The 18,162-nt window shown below is 61.8% G+C and carries 16 protein-coding genes; 12 read left to right on the top strand and 4 right to left on the bottom strand.

What is annotated here, in order from left to right:
• Positions 1-9 precede the first annotated feature (9 nt).
• Entirely contained in the window at positions 10-1,716 is a 1,707-nt protein-coding gene (locus ACINK1_RS01210; protein ID WP_376799776.1) for an SUMF1/EgtB/PvdO family nonheme iron enzyme, read from the bottom strand.
• Positions 1,717-1,879: 163 nt separating this feature from the next.
• The gene (locus tag ACINK1_RS01205) at positions 1,880-2,590 is read right to left on the bottom strand and encodes a UTRA domain-containing protein (protein ID WP_376799777.1); all 711 of its coding nucleotides are present in this window, start codon (positions 2,588-2,590) and stop codon (positions 1,880-1,882) included.
• Between the two features lie 45 nt (positions 2,591-2,635).
• Between ACINK1_RS01205 and ACINK1_RS01200 the strand changes: the two genes are divergently transcribed.
• Positions 2,636-3,244, top strand: coding sequence for a HutD family protein (locus ACINK1_RS01200; RefSeq protein WP_376799778.1), 609 nt, complete (start codon positions 2,636-2,638; stop codon positions 3,242-3,244).
• Here the strand turns inward: ACINK1_RS01200 and ACINK1_RS01195 are convergent.
• Positions 3,241-4,599, bottom strand: a complete 1,359-nt coding sequence (locus ACINK1_RS01195) for a formimidoylglutamate deiminase (RefSeq protein WP_376799779.1) — start codon at positions 4,597-4,599, stop codon at positions 3,241-3,243. The genes ACINK1_RS01200 and ACINK1_RS01195 overlap by 4 nt on opposite strands.
• Positions 4,600-4,694: 95 nt before the next feature.
• Between ACINK1_RS01195 and hutI the strand changes: the two genes are divergently transcribed.
• The 6 genes from hutI to ACINK1_RS01165 all read left to right on the top strand — a co-directional run bounded on the left by hutI (position 4,695) and on the right by ACINK1_RS01165 (position 10,501).
• Positions 4,695-5,906 carry an imidazolonepropionase gene (hutI, locus tag ACINK1_RS01190; RefSeq protein WP_376799780.1) on the top strand — a complete coding sequence of 404 codons (1,212 nt, stop codon included), beginning with the start codon at positions 4,695-4,697 and terminating at the stop codon, positions 5,904-5,906.
• Positions 5,897-7,441, top strand: coding sequence for a histidine ammonia-lyase (hutH, locus tag ACINK1_RS01185; protein WP_376799984.1), 1,545 nt, complete (start codon positions 5,897-5,899; stop codon positions 7,439-7,441). Before hutI ends, hutH begins: the two co-directional genes overlap by 10 nt.
• A 15-nt stretch (positions 7,442-7,456) precedes the next feature.
• Complete coding sequence (gene hutU / locus ACINK1_RS01180) at positions 7,457-9,145, top strand: urocanate hydratase (RefSeq protein ID WP_376799781.1); 1,689 nt, start codon at positions 7,457-7,459, stop codon at positions 9,143-9,145.
• A 96-nt stretch (positions 9,146-9,241) separates the two neighbouring features.
• The gene (locus ACINK1_RS01175) at positions 9,242-9,718 is read left to right on the top strand and encodes a hypothetical protein (protein ID WP_376799782.1); all 477 of its coding nucleotides are present in this window, start codon (positions 9,242-9,244) and stop codon (positions 9,716-9,718) included.
• A gap of 253 nt (positions 9,719-9,971) precedes the next feature.
• Positions 9,972-10,130, top strand: a complete 159-nt coding sequence (locus ACINK1_RS01170; RefSeq protein ID WP_376799783.1) for a hypothetical protein — start codon at positions 9,972-9,974, stop codon at positions 10,128-10,130.
• Positions 10,131-10,225: 95 nt separating this feature from the next.
• A complete protein-coding gene (locus ACINK1_RS01165) occupies positions 10,226-10,501 on the top strand; it encodes a hypothetical protein (RefSeq protein WP_376799784.1) in 276 nt (91 codons plus the stop codon).
• A gap of 154 nt (positions 10,502-10,655) precedes the next feature.
• Here ACINK1_RS01165 and ACINK1_RS01160 read toward each other — a convergent pair whose 3' ends face one another.
• The gene (locus tag ACINK1_RS01160) at positions 10,656-11,948 is read right to left on the bottom strand and encodes an FAD-binding oxidoreductase (RefSeq protein ID WP_376799785.1); all 1,293 of its coding nucleotides are present in this window, start codon (positions 11,946-11,948) and stop codon (positions 10,656-10,658) included.
• A gap of 133 nt (positions 11,949-12,081) precedes the next feature.
• Here ACINK1_RS01160 and ACINK1_RS01155 point away from each other — a divergent pair, with 133 nt between their 5' ends.
• The 5 genes from ACINK1_RS01155 (at position 12,082) to ACINK1_RS01135 (ending at position 18,130) form a co-directional block, all read left to right on the top strand.
• Positions 12,082-12,795, top strand: a complete 714-nt coding sequence (locus ACINK1_RS01155; protein ID WP_376799786.1) for an SDR family NAD(P)-dependent oxidoreductase — start codon at positions 12,082-12,084, stop codon at positions 12,793-12,795.
• A gap of 103 nt (positions 12,796-12,898) precedes the next feature.
• A complete protein-coding gene (locus ACINK1_RS01150) occupies positions 12,899-14,446 on the top strand; it encodes an ABC transporter substrate-binding protein (protein WP_376799787.1) in 1,548 nt (515 codons plus the stop codon).
• A gap of 56 nt (positions 14,447-14,502) precedes the next feature.
• Positions 14,503-15,441, top strand: coding sequence for an ABC transporter permease (locus ACINK1_RS01145; protein WP_376799788.1), 939 nt, complete (start codon positions 14,503-14,505; stop codon positions 15,439-15,441).
• Entirely contained in the window at positions 15,438-16,325 is an 888-nt protein-coding gene (locus ACINK1_RS01140) for an ABC transporter permease (protein WP_376799789.1), read from the top strand. Before ACINK1_RS01145 ends, ACINK1_RS01140 begins: the two co-directional genes overlap by 4 nt.
• Positions 16,322-18,130: an ABC transporter ATP-binding protein gene (locus ACINK1_RS01135; protein ID WP_376799790.1), complete on the top strand. Its 1,809-nt coding sequence runs from the start codon at positions 16,322-16,324 to the stop codon at positions 18,128-18,130. Before ACINK1_RS01140 ends, ACINK1_RS01135 begins: the two co-directional genes overlap by 4 nt.
• The last annotated feature ends 32 nt before the right edge of the window (positions 18,131-18,162 follow it).

Below are 18,162 nucleotides of genomic sequence, written 5' to 3'. Positions count from 1 at the left end.
TATACAACGCTATTTTGTCAAATCACGCGCAAGTCTGAAGCCGATGAGGTGCGAGCGTGTTGTCGCTTCTTCAAAGGCGCGCGCCGATGACCTCAGCTCACGTGGATTATCATTCCAGTTGCCCCCGCGCACAACACGCGAACGGCAATCGCCACTGGTCGCGGGCGCACCATTCTCGGGAAGGCGATCATAGCTGCCATTGACGCAATCCTGAACCCATTCGGCAACATTGCCGTGAACGTGGAGAAGACCAAAGCCGTTCGCCTTGGAGCCTTCCTCGACCGCCATGGTCTGGCGTCGCGGCTGACGTCTGAGACTGCCATTGTAAGCAGTGTTCCAATTGTAATTGGCCAAGTCAGGCCCGATATCGCCGCCAAATCCAAAGGGATCATTGGCGCAACCCGCGGCAATACAGCCGCGGGCGGCGAACTCCCACTCGGCCTCCGAGGGCAGACGGTAAGTTGCGCCCGTCTTCGTCGACATCCAGGCAGCATAGGCAATGGCATCGAAGAAGGAGACGAAGATCACCGGACTGTTGCCGCGGCCCATGCCATAATCATTGGGGCGGTACGAGCGACATCCGCTATCGGCGACGCAGGCATCCCATTCCGCGAATGATACTTCCAAACGCGCGATCGCAAATTTGCGTTTGATGGAAATCTCGCGTCGCGGCGCTTCGTTTGCCTTGTGACCGCTTTCCGCATCGGGCGATCCAATTAGAAATTTACCCTCCGGAATCATAACCATAAGCGGGCATGCCTCGCAGTCGCGAAACTGGTTCTCGCTGCGTCCGGGCGTCCTTTCTCTGCTCGGACTTGGCAGGGTAAGCGGGGCGATGACTGCCGTCTGCGTTTCGATTGGCGGCGGGGCGATGACTTGCGGCGGTGTGACGATTGGTGTCTGGGTTTCGACTGGTCGCGGGGCGATGATTGCCGTCTGGGCTTCGACCGGCGGTGGTACGATGATTGGCGGTTGGGCCGCCGGGCGCAGGTAATGCCAAGTCGCATACCCTCCGCCGCCGAGCAGCGCGGCAAGTAGCAGGCCAGCTGTAAACATCAGGAACGCAGAGGAACTTCCTGTCTTTTTCTCGCGTGCGGCGGCTGAATGTCCATCGCTGCGGTTATCTTGGCCGGATTTGTCGACTGGCTCATCAGAAGGTGTGACGGAAGGTCTGCTCGTCACGTGCCGGGCTTCGCTGGGCGAGCCATCGTTTTTTTCAAATTCCGGAATTACTTTTTCAAGCGGAAAACTTAACAGATTTGGCGCTCCGTACCGGCGCCACAAACTATCAAAATCCTTCAACCCGGCGATTTGTGGCACCTGCTCCCGTCCGACTCTGGCGCCGATCTGTTCGAACAGGCGGTCAAGCACATGGCTGCGCGGCGAGCCGTCCCAATGCTCGAGATTGATGGTATCAGCACCGTTGAATTCGAGCGGAAGATCAACGTCTTGAATCCACGCGGGGATCATCTTTCCCAGGCGCGTTGCCAGTCGTGCCTCGCCGTTCACCCATTCGCTGTCGACAGACAACTGGCACCACAGTACGAGAACGACTTTAGCAGCTCTGATTTCCCGCTCGATCTGGCGGGCGAAATTCTGCCCCGACAGCAGTCCATAATCGAACCACACGCTGTAGCCATTAAGCTCAAGGATGCGCGTCAGATGTTCGACAGCCGCACGCCGGTCCGATTTATAGGAAATGAATACGTCAGCCATCGACCAACAAATCCGAAGAAGCGCCACTAGTCGGTGAAAGGCAAAAAGCTAGCAGATTGTCATCCCTTTAGCTTCAATAAGGGGCAGTCTGACAATTTTCAAGGACACTCGCTGCAGTTCCTGGTCGCGGGCGATGTGTTCAGCGGCGACGTCCGGCGTCGTGTCAATAGCGCGCCGTCATGCGATGGCCGCGCCGATAGGCAAGCCGCACATGGGTGAGCGTCTGCCCTTCCCACCACGTCGTGCGCTCGGTCATGAACACCGGCTCGCCGCTTGCATAGCCTAGATGCTCGCAGGCGGCAGGACCGGCAGCCTCGGCCAGAAAGCTGATTTCAACCTGCGAATAGGGAACCGCGCGGACCAGCCATTCATTGGGGCCCAGCGTTGAAAAATCAGCAGTGCCTGCCTGTGGCAAGGCCGCAAGATTGATCCAGCGATCCTCCAGCTGATAGGGCGCGCCGTCGGAATCATGCCGGCACAGGAGATGGAGAAGCCGCTCGCGCGGTCTGGTATGGAACAGCTTGCGCATTGCCACAGGCGCCGGGCCAACCGCGCGCTGGAGCAGTGTATAGCGGTAGGCGGCGCCAGCAGCCTCGATCTCCTCGCGGATGAGTGGTATTTCAAAGCGCGCCTGGCGCAGCGGCGTAAGGCGGACCCGGGTTCCGGCTTTGCGCCGGCGCTCAAGCAGCCCCGCTTCGCTGAGTTCGCGCAGCGAGCGATTGACGGTGGCGCGCGAGCAACCGAATTCAACCGCAAGCTCGATTTCTCCCGGCAGCAGCGTACCCGGTCCCCATTCGCCCTGGGTGACCCGGCGCAGGATTTCCTCTTTGATATGGCGGAAGGAGGCGCGCTCGAGCGATCCATTGGTCATCATGGGTTGACCTGCTCACGACTGTAGTATGTACGTAATTCCCGGTTCATGCCTGATGCCCTCACAGGCATGTGCAGCTTTGCCACAAGCGAAACGAACACCATGGCAACCATTCTGCTCCCCGGTGATTTCACGACCATGCCATGGAAGAATGGCGGCGGGGTCACCCACGAGATTGCGCGCGACGAGCGCAATGGCGCCATGCTGTGGCGCCTCAGCATCGCCGAGGTCGCCAGCGACGGCGCCTTTTCGCTTTTCCCTGGCATGACACGGCTGCTGACGGTCATCACTGGCAACGGTATGACCCTCGAAGCAGACGACGCCATCCTGACGGCAAAGCCGCGCCAGCCCGTACGCTTTTCCGGCGATGCAGCAATAGAAGGGCGCCTGACGAAAGGCCCCGTACGCGACCTCAATTTCATCTTCGACGCCAGCAATCTCAACGCCGACATGTCACGACGTGATGGCCCGGCCAACATCAATCTGCACGCCACCGCTGTCGCTGCCGCGATCTGTATCGAGGGGCTTGTGCAGGTTGACGGCGCGCGGCTTCCCGTGGGTGCCGCAGCGCTCGGCTGCCGGCAGCAGCTCGTCCTGTCTGCCGCGAGTTGTGTGATCGTGATCATCGCCGATGCGGTGCTGCCCATGACCGTCTAGCGTGCCGTAAAAAGCGAATGGGCGACCTTGCGCCAGCGTCTGTGCACCGCCTCGCGCGCTATGTGTCGCCCGCCACGCACCTGGTGGCGACCAGCCGACCACACATCAGTAATGATGGTATCCGAGCCGGCGAAAATGAAACCATCGACGATCTGGTCGGCGTCAAGTGCGCACAACGCCGGATGGGTGCTGTCGATGGCAACCAGATCGGCGAGCTTGCCGACGGCAATCGCGCCGCAATTGCGTCGCAGCGCCTGCGCGCCGCCGTGCGCTGCTCCTTGATAGAGGTGGAGACCAACCGAACCGACATCCGCAACCATGACGTTGCGCTCGAGATGACGCAGGCGCTGGGAATATTCAAGCGTTCGCAACTCTTCGCTGAGCGAGATGCGCACATTGGAATCGGAGCCGATACCAAACGCACCGCCGGCCGCGAGCCAGGAGCGGCCATTGAACGGCCCGTCACCGAGATTTGCCTCGGTGATCGGGCACAGGCCGACGACCGCCCCGCTTCGCGCCAGACCTGCCGTTTCTGCGTCATTCATGTGAGTGGCGTGGATCATGCACCAGCGATGGTCGAGCGGCAGATTGTCAAGCGCCCACGCCACCGGTCGGGTCCCGAGCCAGGTCGTGATATCGTCGACTTCCTTTGGTTGTTCGGCGATGTGCATGTGGATCGGACCATCGCCGACGATCGCCAGAAGTGCGGTCAGATCCTCCGGCGTGGTTGCTCGCAAAGAATGCGGAGCGATGCCGACAATAGTATCGTGCGGCGCTGCCTTCGCCCCCAGGCGCACGTCTTCGATCAGCTCAAGATAGCTCTCCAGCGTGTTGGCAAACCGCAATTGGCCGCCAGCCAAGGGCGCTTTGCCAGCCCCGCCATAGCTGTAGAGTACGGAAAGATGGGTAAGACCGATGCCAGTGGCGCTGGCGGCTTCCATGATACGCAACGACAATTCCGCCGGCCTGTCGTAAGGCGTGCCGCCGCTCTGGTGATGCAGGTAGTGAAACTCGCCGACCGACGCGTAGCCCGCTTCCAGCATCTCGACGAAAACAAGCGCTGCAATCGCCTCCACCATCTCCGGCGTCAGCCGCCCGAGAAAACGGTACATCATCTCCCGCCATGTCCAGAAACTGTCGCGCCCGGCCGCGCGGTGTTCCGTCATCCCGGCCATCGCCCGCTGGAAACTGTGACTGTGCAGATTGGCGAGCGCCGGTAGCAGCGTATCAACGAGCGTATCACCAGCCAGCGCAGCAGCCCCGGTTTCCAGCACCGTGATTTGACCTTCGGCAATCGTCAGGCGCGCATTTTCGGACCACCGCCCATCGATCAGCGCTCGCTTGGCAAAGATCATAAAGCACCTCTCATTATGTCTAGACATAATAATTCTAATCGCATAGAGGGTATGCGATCAACCGGTTTGTTCCGCACCTGGATCAGCGCTCCGCCATGACGCAAAACCTCGCCCTGTTCACGGCCCGCCGCATCGCCACCATGGAGGCGTTGGACAGACCCTACGGCTTGATCGAGAACGGCGCGATCGGGGTCGAGAATGGCATGATCGCTTATGTTGGCGCCAGCGATCAGATACCGGCGCGGTTTGCCACACTCCCCCGTCATGATTTCGGCAACCGGCTGGTGACGCCGGCGCTGATTGATTGCCATACTCATCTCATCCATGGCGGTAACCGGGCGCATGAATTCGAGATGCGTCTCAAAGGCGCCACTTACGAGGAGGTGGCGCGCGCTGGCGGCGGCATCCTGTCAACCGTTCGCGCCACCCGCGCTGCAACCGTCGATGAACTCGTCGAAAGCGCCCTGCCGCGCCTCGACGGTCTCATCGCTGAAGGTGTGTCGATGGTCGAGATCAAGTCCGGCTACGGGCTGACGATTGACAGCGAATGCACCATGCTGCGGGCTGCCCGCCGGCTGTCGTCCTTGCGCCCGATTGATATCCGCGCCTCCTATCTGGCCGCTCACGCCGTGCCGCCGGAATATGCGGGCCGGGCGGATGCCTATATCGACGAGGTGTGCATCCCCGGCCTGCGCGTTGCCCACGCTGAAGGTCTTGTCGACGCAGTCGACGGCTTTTGCGAGGGAATTGCCTTTTCCACGACGCAGATGGCGCGGCTTTTTAGCGAGGCGAAACGACTTGGCCTGCCAGTCAAGCTCCATGCCGAGCAATTGTCTAACCGGGGTGGCGCCAAACTTGCCGCGAGCTTCGGCGCGCTGTCATGCGAGCACCTTGAATATGTCGATGACGAGGGCATAGCTGCCATGGCGGCTGCCGGATGCGTCGCCGTCCTGCTGCCCGGTGCCTTCTACACGCTGCGCGAAAAACAGATGCCGCCGGTTGACGGCTTTCGCCAGGCGGGTGTGCCAATTGCCGTCTCGACCGATCTCAATCCGGGCTCCTCGCCCCTGGGCTCGCTGCTGCTTGCCATGAACATGGCCTGCACGTTGTTTCGCATGACGCCGGAAGAGGCCCTCGCTGGCACCACGAGACACGCAGCCCGGGCGCTCGGCTGTGATGATCGAGGCAGGATCGCGGCTGGGCTGAAGGCTGATCTGGCGGTGTGGAATTGTGCCGAGCCGGCTGAGCTTTCCTATCGCTTTGGTGTCAATCCGCTTCATGCCCGCATTATCGGAGGCTGTCTGTGAAGGTCATGACCTTGCAACCCGGCGCCGTCGGTCTTGATACGCTCGCAGCCATCTACTGGGCCGAGGCGCCCGCGCGCCTTCATGATAAGGCGCGCCCCGGCGTCGAAGTAGCCCATGCCCGGATTGCTGCCGCTGCTGCCGGTAATCTCCCCGTCTACGGCGTCAATACCGGCTTTGGCAAACTTGCGTCTCTCAAGATCGAGGCGCGCGATACCGCCACCCTGCAGCGCAATCTCATCTTGTCGCATTGCTGCGGGGTGGGCGAGCCGATTGCCCGCCGCCATGCCCGGTTGATGATGGTGCTGAAACTGCTGAGCCTCGGGCGCGGCGCCTCTGGCGTGCGCTGGGACGTGGTGGCGCTCCTCGAAGGGATGCTTGCGCAGGGTGTGACGCCGGTGATCCCGGCGCAAGGCTCGGTGGGCGCGAGCGGCGATCTCGCCCCGCTTGCCCATATGGCAGCGGCGATGATCGGCGAGGGGCAGGCCGAATATCAGGGTAATGTCATGCCGGCTGGCGCGGCGCTTGCTGCAGCCGGCCTCAGCCCCGTTGTCCTTGGACCCAAAGAGGGATTGGCGCTGATCAACGGCACGCAGTTTTCAACCGCCTTCGCGCTTGCCGGCCTGTTTGAAGCCTGGCGCGCGGCGCAGGGCGCGCTGGTGATCTCGGCACTCTCGACCGATGCCGTCATGGGCTCGACGGCCCCGCTCAGCCCGGCCATCCATACCCTGCGCGGCCATGCGGGGCAGATCGCGGCGGCAGCCTATATGCGCACTTTGCTGGAAGGCTCAGTCATCCGCGAAAGCCACCGCCATGACGATAGCCGTGTCCAGGATCCCTACTGCATCCGCTGCCAGCCACAGGTGACGGGCGCGGCGATGGATGTGCTGCGCATGGCTGCCCGCACGCTTGAAATCGAGGCCAATGCCGCGACCGATAATCCCCTCGTCCTGATCGAGAGTGGCGAGATCGTCTCAGGCGGCAATTTCCACGCCGAACCTGTCGGCTTTGCCGCCGATATGATCGCGCTGGCCATCGCCGAGATCGGCGCCATAGCGCAGCGCCGCGTAGCCCTCATGGTTGACCCGGTGCTGAGCTTTGACCTGCCACCCTTCCTCACCCCCAATCCCGGCCTCAACTCGGGCTACATGATTGCCGAAGTGACGAGTGCGGCGCTGATGAGCGAGAACAAGCATCTCGCCACACCTTGCGTCACCGATTCAACGCCAACGAGCGCCAATCAGGAAGATCATGTGAGCATGGCTGCCCACGGCGCCCGGCGTCTGCAGCGTATGATCGAAAACCTCGACCGCATCCTTGGTATCGAGGCGTTGTGCGCCGTGCAGGGCATCGAATTTCGCCACCCTCTGGTGACGAGCGCACCGCTCGCCAAGGTTGTCACCTGCCTGCGGCAGGTGGCGCCACGTCTGGAGGAAGATCGCTATCTCGCGCCCGATCTTGAAGCTGCCGCTACCCTGGTTGCCAGCGGCGCGCTGGTCGAGGCATCAGGCCTCGCGGCCCCTGAGCTTTCTATCTGATCACGAGGATTACCCATGTTTGACCGCAAGAACGCTCGCGACATCTTCCCCGCCACCGGGCCGGAGCGCACCGCCAAATCCTGGCAGACGGAAGCAGCGATGCGCATGCTGATGAACAATCTCCATCCCGATGTCGCCGAAAACCCGCATGAGCTGGTGGTCTATGGCGGGATCGGGCGGGCCGCCCGCTCATGGGGCGATTTCGACCGTATCGTTGCTGCGCTCAAAGACCTTGAATCGGACGAGACGCTCATCGTCCAGTCAGGCCGCCCGGTGGCCGTGGTGAAAACCCATACGGACGCCCCGCGCGTGCTGATTGCCAATTCGAACCTCGTGCCGAACTGGGCCAATTGGGCGCATTTCAACGAGCTCGATAAAAAGGGCCTGATGATGTACGGGCAGATGACCGCCGGCTCATGGATCTATATCGGCACGCAGGGCATCGTTCAGGGCACCTACGAGACGTTCGTGGAAGCAGGCCGCCAGCATTATGGCGGTAATCTCACCGGCAAATGGATCCTCACCGCCGGACTTGGCGGCATGGGCGGCGCGCAGCCGCTCGCCGCCGTCATGGCGGGCGCCTGTTGCCTTGCGGTTGAGTGCGACGAGACGCGCATCGATTTCAGATTGCGCACCCGCTATGTCGACGAGAAGGCGCAGACGCTGGACGAGGCGCTGGCCCTCATCGCCCGCTGGACCATGGCAGGCGAAGCAAAATCGGTAGGTCTTGTCGGTAACGCCGCCGACGTCTTTCCCGAACTCGTCAAGCGCATGAAATCTGGCGGCCCTCGCCCTGATATCGTCACCGACCAGACCTCGGCGCATGATCCGCTGCATGGCTATCTGCCGCAGGGCTGGAGCGTGGCTGAATGGCGGGCGAAGCAGGAGAGCGAGCCCAGGGCGGTGGAAAAGGCGGCGCGCGCCTCCATGCGCACCCATGTGGCCGCCATGGTCGATTTCTGGAACGCCGGCGTGCCGACGCTCGATTACGGCAATAACATCCGCCAGGTTGCCAAAGACGAAGGGCTGGAGAATGCGTTTGCCTTTCCAGGCTTCGTGCCGGCCTATATCCGCCCGCTCTTCTGCCGCGGCATCGGCCCGTTTCGCTGGTGCGCGCTGTCGGGTGATCCGCAGGATATCTACAAGACCGACCAGCGCATGAAGGAGCTGTTCCCCGACAATGCCCCTCTCCACCGCTGGCTCGATATGGCACGCGAGCGCATCGCCTTTCAGGGGTTGCCGGCGCGTATCTGCTGGATCGGGCTTGGTGATCGCCACAAGGCCGGGCTGGCGTTCAACGACATGGTGGCGAGCGGCGAGGTGAAAGCCCCGATCGTGATTGGCCGCGACCATCTCGATTCAGGCTCGGTCGCCTCGCCCAACCGCGAGACCGAAGCGATGAAAGACGGGTCGGACGCGGTGAGCGATTGGCCGCTGCTGAATGCGCTCGTCAACACCGCCTCTGGCGCCACCTGGGTGTCGCTCCATCATGGCGGCGGGGTCGGCATGGGGTTTAGCCAGCATGCCGGCATGGTCATCGTCGCCGATGGCACAAAGGAAGCCGCGCGCCGGCTTGAGCGTGTGCTGTGGAACGATCCGGCCTCGGGTGTGTGGCGTCATGCGGACGCCGGCTATGAGGAGGCGATCACCTGCGCCAAAGAGAAGGGTTTGAGGCTACCGACGATTTTTGGGGAAGTGAGGTGAATAGCCGCGCCGTCATTACGAGGCAACCGGCATTGCAATCCATTCTGGCCTGCCGTAAGGACGAATAGGCATGTTTAGTCGGAGGGGTTTTCCAGCATGCAGACGACCATCGCCCGACATGTAGCCCGGTTCCTGTGCCTTGTTGCCGCTTTGCCCCTGACAGCTTGTTCCAGTAGCGTCAGCATCAGCCCTGACACCTCGCGGGTGGTGGCGCCGGGCGTGGTTGTGGGAGGACTTCTGGGGCCACTGGTGCCAGCGTCAAACCCGCCCCTTTCGCCCAATACTGGTGCACCTGGCCGATATCTGGTGTCGAACCCAAATACGGTTGCTACCCCTTGCACGATCATACTCAACGGACAGCCTAATGGCGTCGAGGGTACAGCCGATACCCAGTACTGTCCGGCCTTCAGCCCGGTTCTTGGCATAACCGCCTGGCGGCTCGATAGCGGGACGCTTCTGATCTATAAAGGCCAGGAGCTCGCTGCGCGCCTTCAGCAAAGGGGCACGCAAGGGTTCGAAGGAACCGTCAATCTCGGCCCCGCGCCCGTTGCCATGACCCTGACGCGCCAATAGGCGCCGTGCCGTTGCTGGCTGTGAGGAGGCAATCACCTGCGCCAAGGAGAAGAGGCTGAGGCTGCCGACAATTTTGAGGTGAGGATGAGAGGGAAGGGTAACGTCAGGGTGTGCTCGAATCGATCTGAGCATCTTTGCTTTATTGATGGGATTGGAAATTGTTAGGGCCGATGCTCGGCGTTTAACTATTGCTCTGCGCGGATTAGCAAAGTCCTCTACCGCTGGATGGAGTGATCAGGGCTGAGCATTGACGATGAAGATTTTTATTAGTTGGAGCGGCGAACGTAGCGAGGCCCTTGCGAAGGCTCTCCATGAATGGTTTCCGCTTGTTCTGCATTTTGTTGAACCTTGGCTTTCGCAGTCGGATATTCAGGCTGGCGAGCGCTGGAGCATTGAGATTGCGAAGGAATGAGAGAGTTGTAAATTTGGAGTTATCTGCATCGCGTTGCACAAGGACCACGTCATCCAATACAGATTCCTTTCTTTGCCGGTTTACTTCGCGACGATGTGCCATGGCTTTACGAACTCGCGCTTGAGGCGTACCGGGCAATCAGATCTGGGGAAAAGGAAGAGGGGCAAAAATCCTTGCAGAGATTTCGCGATGCGTTGGAGCTGATGCAACGAGGTCCATTCTTCGAAGAATTTGGGCTCGATCGCATGTCACTGAAAATGATGCGTTCGGATTTCATGGAGATGTTTGAATTCACGGACTTCGACGATTTCGACGACCCGGCGAGCACGGGAGGCCGCAAGCGAATGCCTCCCGCGAAAAAGGAAGGGTAACCAAGCGGCGTTGTGACATACCTCATTGGCTTCAAGGTTTTTGTGATCATTGTGCAATTCTCTCCCTCACCCTGCGCTCGCGCGTCATCCTCTCCCGCAGGGGAGAGCAGAGCAGCCCGACAGCGGGCAAGCGTTTCAGGATGAAGGCGCAGCCTCAACCCACTCTGCTTGCTCGCCACCAGTCGCGCCCCCGGTACCACGCCGTCATCAGCGGCAGGAACCACGGCCGACCATCGTAGAAGGGCAGGGCGCGAAACGGTATATCGTCGAAGGCGGTGGCGCCCTCGGGGTTGCCCAATATCTTCTGCGCCAGGCGATGGCCGAGCCATGGCATCAGCGCCACGCCCGAGCCATTGCAGCCCAGCGCATACCACACGCCTCCCCGCTGGCCGATGCCCGGCAGATCAGAGCGCGTCATGGCGACATTGCCGGTCCAGGCATGGGTGATCGCAGTGTCGCGCAGATCGGGAAAAATGGCGACGAGTTCGCGCCGCAGCCGCTCGCCGGCCTCCATCAGCGCGATCGGATGAAGTGCTGCGCGCCCGCCAAGGATGAGGCGTTTGCCATCGGGTGAGGGGCGGTAGTAGAGGTGCTTCTCGCGCGTTTCGACGATCATCCTGCCATTGGGGATGAGCGCGCGGACGCGGTTCTCGCCGATCTCTTCGGTGGCAATCAGATAGCTCGGGAAGGGGACGAGGCGGCGCGCGAAATCTGCAACAGCCGGCCCGGAATAGCCGTTGGTTGCCACCACCACGTCGCCCGCCACAACGACGCCGCTGGCGGTGATCACGCGGTGCTGCCGCTTGCCGGTCTCGATGCGCAGCACCGGGTTATAGCCCGCCACCACGACGCCGGCGTTGCGCGCCACCGCCAGCAGGCCCTGCTGGAAGAGGGCGGGGTGGACGCCGCCATGGGAGTGGAACACAAGCCCGCCCTGATAGCAGTCGCTGGCGATCTCGCGGTGAAGCGCGCTTTTGGGGATGATCTCGACCGGCAGGCCGACATCGCGCGACAGCAGGTCCGCCTCGCGGCCCATCGCGTCGTAGTCAGCTAACGTCCAGGCGCCGCGAAAGCGCCCGACAGGTTGCAGCCGCGCGTCGATACGCTCAGCCTCGATCATCTCCTTGACGAAGGCAAGAGACGCCATACCCGCCTCGATCATCGCTTTTGCCTTCGGCGCGCCATGCGCCGCAATGAGCTTCGAGTAGGACAGGCGGTGGCCATGGCCGATCATGCCGCCCGAGCGGCTGGAAGCGCCCGCGCCTGGGGCGCCCGCGTCCAGCACCACGACCGAGCGCCCGGCGCGCGCCAGGGTGAGTGCGGCCGACAGCCCGGCATAGCCAGCCCCCACCACCGCCACATCCACTTTGGCCGGCAACGTGATGTTGGATGCGGCCTCGCGGGGCGCTGCCTGCCACCAATAGGGATCCTGCGTGAGCGTATTCATCGCTTGCCTGTCCGGTTGTGTCGCCAGCGCCAAACCTGACCTGATAACGGTGTGCCTGCAAGCACCCCTTGCGCTGATCCTCGCTCTGCCTCCAGCATGCTGCCATTGCGGGCGCCAACAGGAGGGATTTGCCATGCGTGACCTGGCCGGAACCGTCGTTCTCGTCTCGGGCGCCGGCCGCGGCATCGGCCGGGCCATCGCTGAGATCCTCTACGCGCGCGGGTGCCATCTCAGCCTTGGCGTGCGGGACAACAAAAGCCTCCAGTCTTTTACGGCCGGGCGCGACCCGGCGCGCCTCATGAGCGCGCCCTATCAGGCGGAAAGCTGGGCTAGCCATAAGGAGTGGGTGGCGGCGACGCTGACCCGATTCGGGCGCATAGACGGCCTGGTGAACAATGCCGGCATCAGCATCGCCATGCCGCTGATGCAGGCCGACGAGACAAAGCTTGACCGCATCTGGGCCGTCAATTGCAAGGCCCCGCTCAATCTCGCGCGTCTGTGCCTGCCCCATCTTGAAGCCGCAGGGCAGGGGCGCATCGTCAACGTCGCCTCCCTGTCGGGCAAGCGGGTGCGCGGCGATAATGTCGCCTATCAGATGTCGAAATTTGCCGTCGTCGCGCTCACCCATGCGCTGCGCCGCATCAGCTGGGACAAGGGTGTCCGGGCAACCGCATTGTGCCCGTCTTATGTGCGCACCGACATGACGTCATCGGTGAAGGATTTTGCTGCCGCCGACATGACCGATCCCGCTGATCTGGCCGAACTGGTCGCCACCATCATGGCGCTGCCAAACACGGCCAGCATCGCTGAACTCCTCGTCAATTGCCGCCTGGAAGATATGGTGTGAGGCGTCAATCATGCGGCACACCGGCGTTTGCGGACGCTTTAGGCTTGCATCACCGGCTGCCTTTCGCCCACAATCGCGCCTATAAAACAAAGGGAGCGCATTCATGACAAAAAAATGGATATTGGGTCTGGCATTTGCCGGCCTCGTGGCAGCCGGCCCGGCGCTGGCACAGAAGAAATCGCTGGTGATTGGCATGGGCTCGGCGGACGCCGGCAAGCTTGATCCACATCTGGCATCCACGACGCCCGACAAGGGGCTCCTCAATTATGTCTTCAACGGTCTCGTGCGCATCAAGCCGGGCGAGGCAAGCCCCAATTTCATTGAGCCCGATCTTGCCGAAAGCTGGACACAGAACGCCAATGGCAGTGAATGGATTTTCAAGATCCGTGCCGGCGTCCAGTGCCATCACGGCTTTGGGCCGTTTACGGCCGAGGATGCGGCCTACTCACTGAAGCGCGCCGCGACCAAGGCAACCTCCTCCTATTCGGGCGATTTTTCCGCCGTCGACAAGATCGATGTTGTCGATCCCTCAACTCTCAAAATCACGCTGAAGACGCCGGTTGCAGGCTTCCTCGGCTATGTCGCCAACATCAATGGCGGCAACATGGTGTGCAGGAAGGCTGCTGAAGAAGCGGGCGACAATTTCGGCAAGCGCCCGATTGGCACCGGCCCGTTCATGTTTGCCGAATACCAGCCGCAGCAATTCGTCAAGCTCGTCGCCAACAAGCAGTATTTCCGTGGCGCGCCACAGCTCGACGACATCACGTTTCGCTATATCCCCGCCGATTCAAGTCGCGATCTCGCCTTCCAGTCCGGCGAGCTTGACATGATCTATGGCAAACAGGACCAGACCTGGGTCGACCGCACGGCCAAATTGCCGGGTGTCAAGGTAAAAGCCATGGAGCCTGGCGAATTGTCGGCGCTCTATCTCAACGTCACCGCAAAGCCGCTCGATGATATCCGCGTTCGCCAGGCAATTGCCCACGCCATTGATCGCAAGGCGATCGTCCAGTTCAAGGGCGAGGGCTCGTCGCGCGAGGCGGTGTCAGTGGTTCCCTCCGGCTATCTCGGCACTGACCAGAAGTCCGCGCTTTACGCCTACGACATTGCCAAAGCCAGGCAGTTGCTGACGCAAGCCGGCTATCCCAATGGCGTCACGGTCAAGACGATCCACACCACCCTCACCGGCATGCAGACGTTGATTGAAGCCGTGCAGGCACAGTTGAAAAAGGCTGGCATCACCCTTGATATCGAGCTTGTGGAACACGCAACCTTCCATGCCAATATCCGCAAGGATCTGTCGCCGATCGTTCACTATCAGGCAGCGCGCTTCCCGGTGGCCGATGTCTATCTGACGCAGTTCTACGATTCGAATTCAATCGTCGGCAAGCCAACGGCTGTCACCAACTTCACCCATTGCGATGTTGCGGATGCAGACATCCGCGGCGCTCGCACCGAGACCGACGCGGCCAGGCAGCTGGCGCTGTGGAAGGCGGCACAGGAGAAGCTGGTGAAGAATGTCTGCGGCATTCCCATCTACGAGCAGCTGCAGCTATGGGCCTGGAAGGACACGCTTGATCTTGGTTATGAGCTGAACGGGTCGCTTAATCTGTCGCCGCCCATCACCGAGAAAACGCGTTTCACCAAGTAAGCCGTTGACAGCCGGGGGGCGCTTCTCGCAATCCCCGGCCTCCGTCGGGAGTGGTAATGACGGCTTTTCTCGTGCGGCGATGTGGTTTCGCGCTTGTAACGCTTTTTGCGGTGCTGACGCTTGTCTTCGTGCTGGTGCGCATCGTTCCTGGCGATCCGGCTCAGCTCATTCTGGGTGATCAGGCAAGCCGCGAAACCATCGAGGCGCTGCGCCAGCGTCTGGGCCTCGATAAATCGCTGTTCGAGCAATATAGCGTGTTCATCGCCGGCGCGCTGCGCGGAGACTGGGGGACATCGCTTGTCACCGGGCGCCCGGTCATTGGCGAGGTGCTGAACGTCCTGCCGTGGACAATCGAGCTGACGCTGCTCTCGCTCGCCATCGGCATCGTCATCGGTGTGCCTCTGGGGGTTGCCGCTGCCGTCAGGCGCAATCGCTTCGTTGATTACGCAGCGCGGATTGCCTCCCTGCTCGGTCTGTCCTTCCCGCCCTTTGTCTCGGCGCTTCTGTTGCTTCTGGGTTTTGCCATCGCTCTGCGCTGGTTTCCGGTCATCAGCGGCAAGAATGCAACGTTCTATGAATGGTATCAGTCGATCACTTTGCCGGCTCTCAATCTCGGCCTGATCACAGCGGCCTATATCACCCGCGTCACCCGCTCGGCGATGCTGGAGGTGTTGCAGGAGGATTACGTGCGCACCGCCCGCGCCAAGGGCGTGCCGTGGCGTGCCGTGATCTGGCGTCATGGTCTGCGCAATGCGTTGATCCCGGTCATCACCATCGTCGGCCTTTATCTTGGCATTCTCATCGGCAATTCCGTGCTGACCGAGATTGTCTTCAGCCGCCCCGGCCTTGGCAAGCTGATCGTCGGCGCGCTCAACCAGCGCGACTACACCATGCTGCAGGGCATGATGGTGATCTACACCCTCGTCGTTGTCATCGTGAACCTGCTCACCGACCTTGCCTACGGCATCGCCGATCCACGGGTGAAGCTCAGATGACAGACATCGCGGCGCCAGCAAAACCGCGCTCGCCGGTACGCTATCTGCTGATGGCGACATTGCGTGCCTTCAACGCCAACAAGACGTCATGGGTCGGGCTCGTGGTCTTTGTTCTTGTTGTCATGCTGGCGCTGCTTGCGCCCTTTTTATCGCCGCACGACCCCCTCGAGCAGAACCTCATTGCCCGCCTGAAAGGACCAGGCGACACCTACTGGCTGGGAACGGATAATTTCGGCCGCGATATCCTGTCGCGCCTGCTCTATGGCGCCCGCATTTCGCTTATCATCGGCCTTGCCTCGACGGCGCTTGCGCTGGTCATCGGCTCGCTCATCGGCATGCTGGCCGGCTGGCGTGGCGGGCGCGTCGATACCCTCATCATGCAGGTGATGGATGTGCTGCTGGCCTTCCCCTCGCTCATCCTCGGCCTCATCATCGTTGCCATGCTGGGTCCCTCGATGATCAACATCATCGTTGCCATCGCGCTCACCTCCATCCCGCCCTTCGCCCGCATCGCGCGGGCGCCGACGATTGCCATGAAGGAGCGCGAATTCGTCGAGGCGTGTCGCTCGCTTGGCTATTCCGACGCACGCATTCTGGGCCTCCATATTCTCCCCAACATCCTGCCGGAAATTCTGGTGATGGGGTCGCTATGGCTTGCCAACGCCATCCGCACCGAAGCCTCGCTTGCCTTCATCGGGCTGGGCGTGAAGCCTCCCGCCGCGACCTGGGGCGGGATGATCCGCGAGGGCTTCGAGAACATCCTCGACAGCTCATGGCTCGTGCTTGCGCCGGGCGCGGCGATCCTCATCGTTGTCTTCGCCCTGAACCTCCTTGGCGATGGCCTGCGCGATGCCATCGATCCCAAGCTCAAGGGAGAGGCATGAGCGCAGCGCTTCTCAGCATTCGCGATCTGACGACATCCTTTCGTGTCGACGGGCAATGGCGCGATGTGGTGCGCCATGTTTCGTTTGATGTTCGGGCAGGCGAAACGCTCGCCATCGTCGGCGAGTCAGGTTCGGGAAAAAGCGTCACCGCCCTGTCGATCATGGGATTGCTGCCTCAGGCCAACAGCCGCACCACGGGCGAGATCCGGTTTGACGGGCGCGACCTTCTCAGCCTGCCGGAAGAGGAGATGCGCCAGCTGCGTGGCAATCGCCTCGCCATGATTTTTCAGGAGCCGATGACGAGCCTCAACCCGGTGCTCACCATCGGCTTTCAGATCGCCGAGGCGCTCATCTATCATCGCGGTCTTGATCGCAGTGCGGCTGCAGCCGAAACGTTGCGCATACTCGAGCGCGTACGCATGCCCGCTGCCGCCAGCCGCCTTGACGATTACCCGCATCGCCTGTCCGGCGGCATGCGCCAGCGCGTCATGATTGCCATGAGCCTTGCCTGCCGTCCGCGCTTGCTGATCGCCGATGAGCCGACAACCGCGCTCGATGTGACCATCCAGGCGGAAATCCTCGAACTCATCAAGACGCTGCAACGCGAGGAGGAGATGGCGGTTGCCTTCATTACGCACGATATGGGCGTTGTGGCCGAGATCGCTGATCGCGTTGTCGTCATGCTTCAGGGTGAGAAGGTGGAGGAGGGGGCGACGCCGGCGCTCTTCAAAAATCCCCAGGCGCCCTATACCCGCGCCCTGCTCGCTGCCGTGCCGAGGCTTGGTGACATGGCGGGCAGGAGCGAGCCGGAGCCGTTTGTTCTCATTGATGTGCTGAGCGGCGCAGAGACGATGCCCGCGAAGCGACAGCGACGCATCGATGCGGCAGGCGCGCCGCTCCTGGAGGTTGCCGGCCTCTCCACGCGCTTCGATGTCAGGAGTGGCGTCTTTTCCCGAGTCAGTGCCCGTGTGCATGCGGTGGAGAATATATCGTTTGCCCTGCACGCTGGCGAGACGCTGGCGCTTGTCGGCGAATCAGGCTGCGGCAAATCGACGACCGGTCGGTCCATCCTGCGTCTCGTCGAGCCGCTTGCCGGCAGTATTCGCTTCGAGGGCCACGACGTCCGCGCGCTTGATCGTGAAGGGCTGCGCAGGGCGCGCCAGCGCATGCAGATGATCTTTCAGGATCCGTATGCGAGTCTCAACCCGCGCAAGACGGTCGGCGGCGCCATTGCCGAGCCGATCATCGTGCACGGCCTTGCGGGCAGGGCGGAAGCAGCCGAGCGCGTTGGCGCCCTGCTGAAGCGCGTTGGCCTCAGCCCCGACATGGCCGGGCGATTTCCTCACGAATTTTCCGGAGGCCAGCGCCAGCGTCTGTGCATCGCGCGCGCGCTCGCGCTTGCGCCCAAACTCATCGTCGCCGATGAAGCCGTGTCAGCGCTTGACGTGTCGATCAAGGCGCAGATCATCAACCTGATGATGGAATTGCAGGATGAGCTTGGCCTCGCTTTCCTTTTTATCTCGCATGATATCGCGGTCGTCGAGCGCATCAGCCACCGCGTTGCGGTGATGTATCTGGGCGAGATCGTCGAGATCGGCCCGCGCGCTGCCATTATCGATCATCCTGCCCACCCCTACACCCGCCGCCTGATGGCAGCTGTTCCTGTTCCCGATCCGGCACGGCGCCGGCCGGCGCGCGCGCTGTCAACCAGCGACATACCAAGCCCGGTGCGATCCGCGGATTTCGTGCCGCCGCTTCGTCGCTGGCGTGATCTGGGTGGCGGACATCATGTCATGGAGGAGTAGTCGGCGCTTTATCCAGCCTTGGCGCCGAAATG

Origin of the sequence: Raskinella chloraquaticus (SeqCode) (assembly GCF_021731865.1) — a bacterium.
Classification (GTDB): domain Bacteria; phylum Pseudomonadota; class Alphaproteobacteria; order Rhizobiales; family UBA4765; genus Raskinella; species Raskinella chloraquaticus.
The sequence above is the reverse complement of the archived record's forward strand: the minus strand, read 5'-3'. Positions and strand labels throughout refer to the sequence as shown.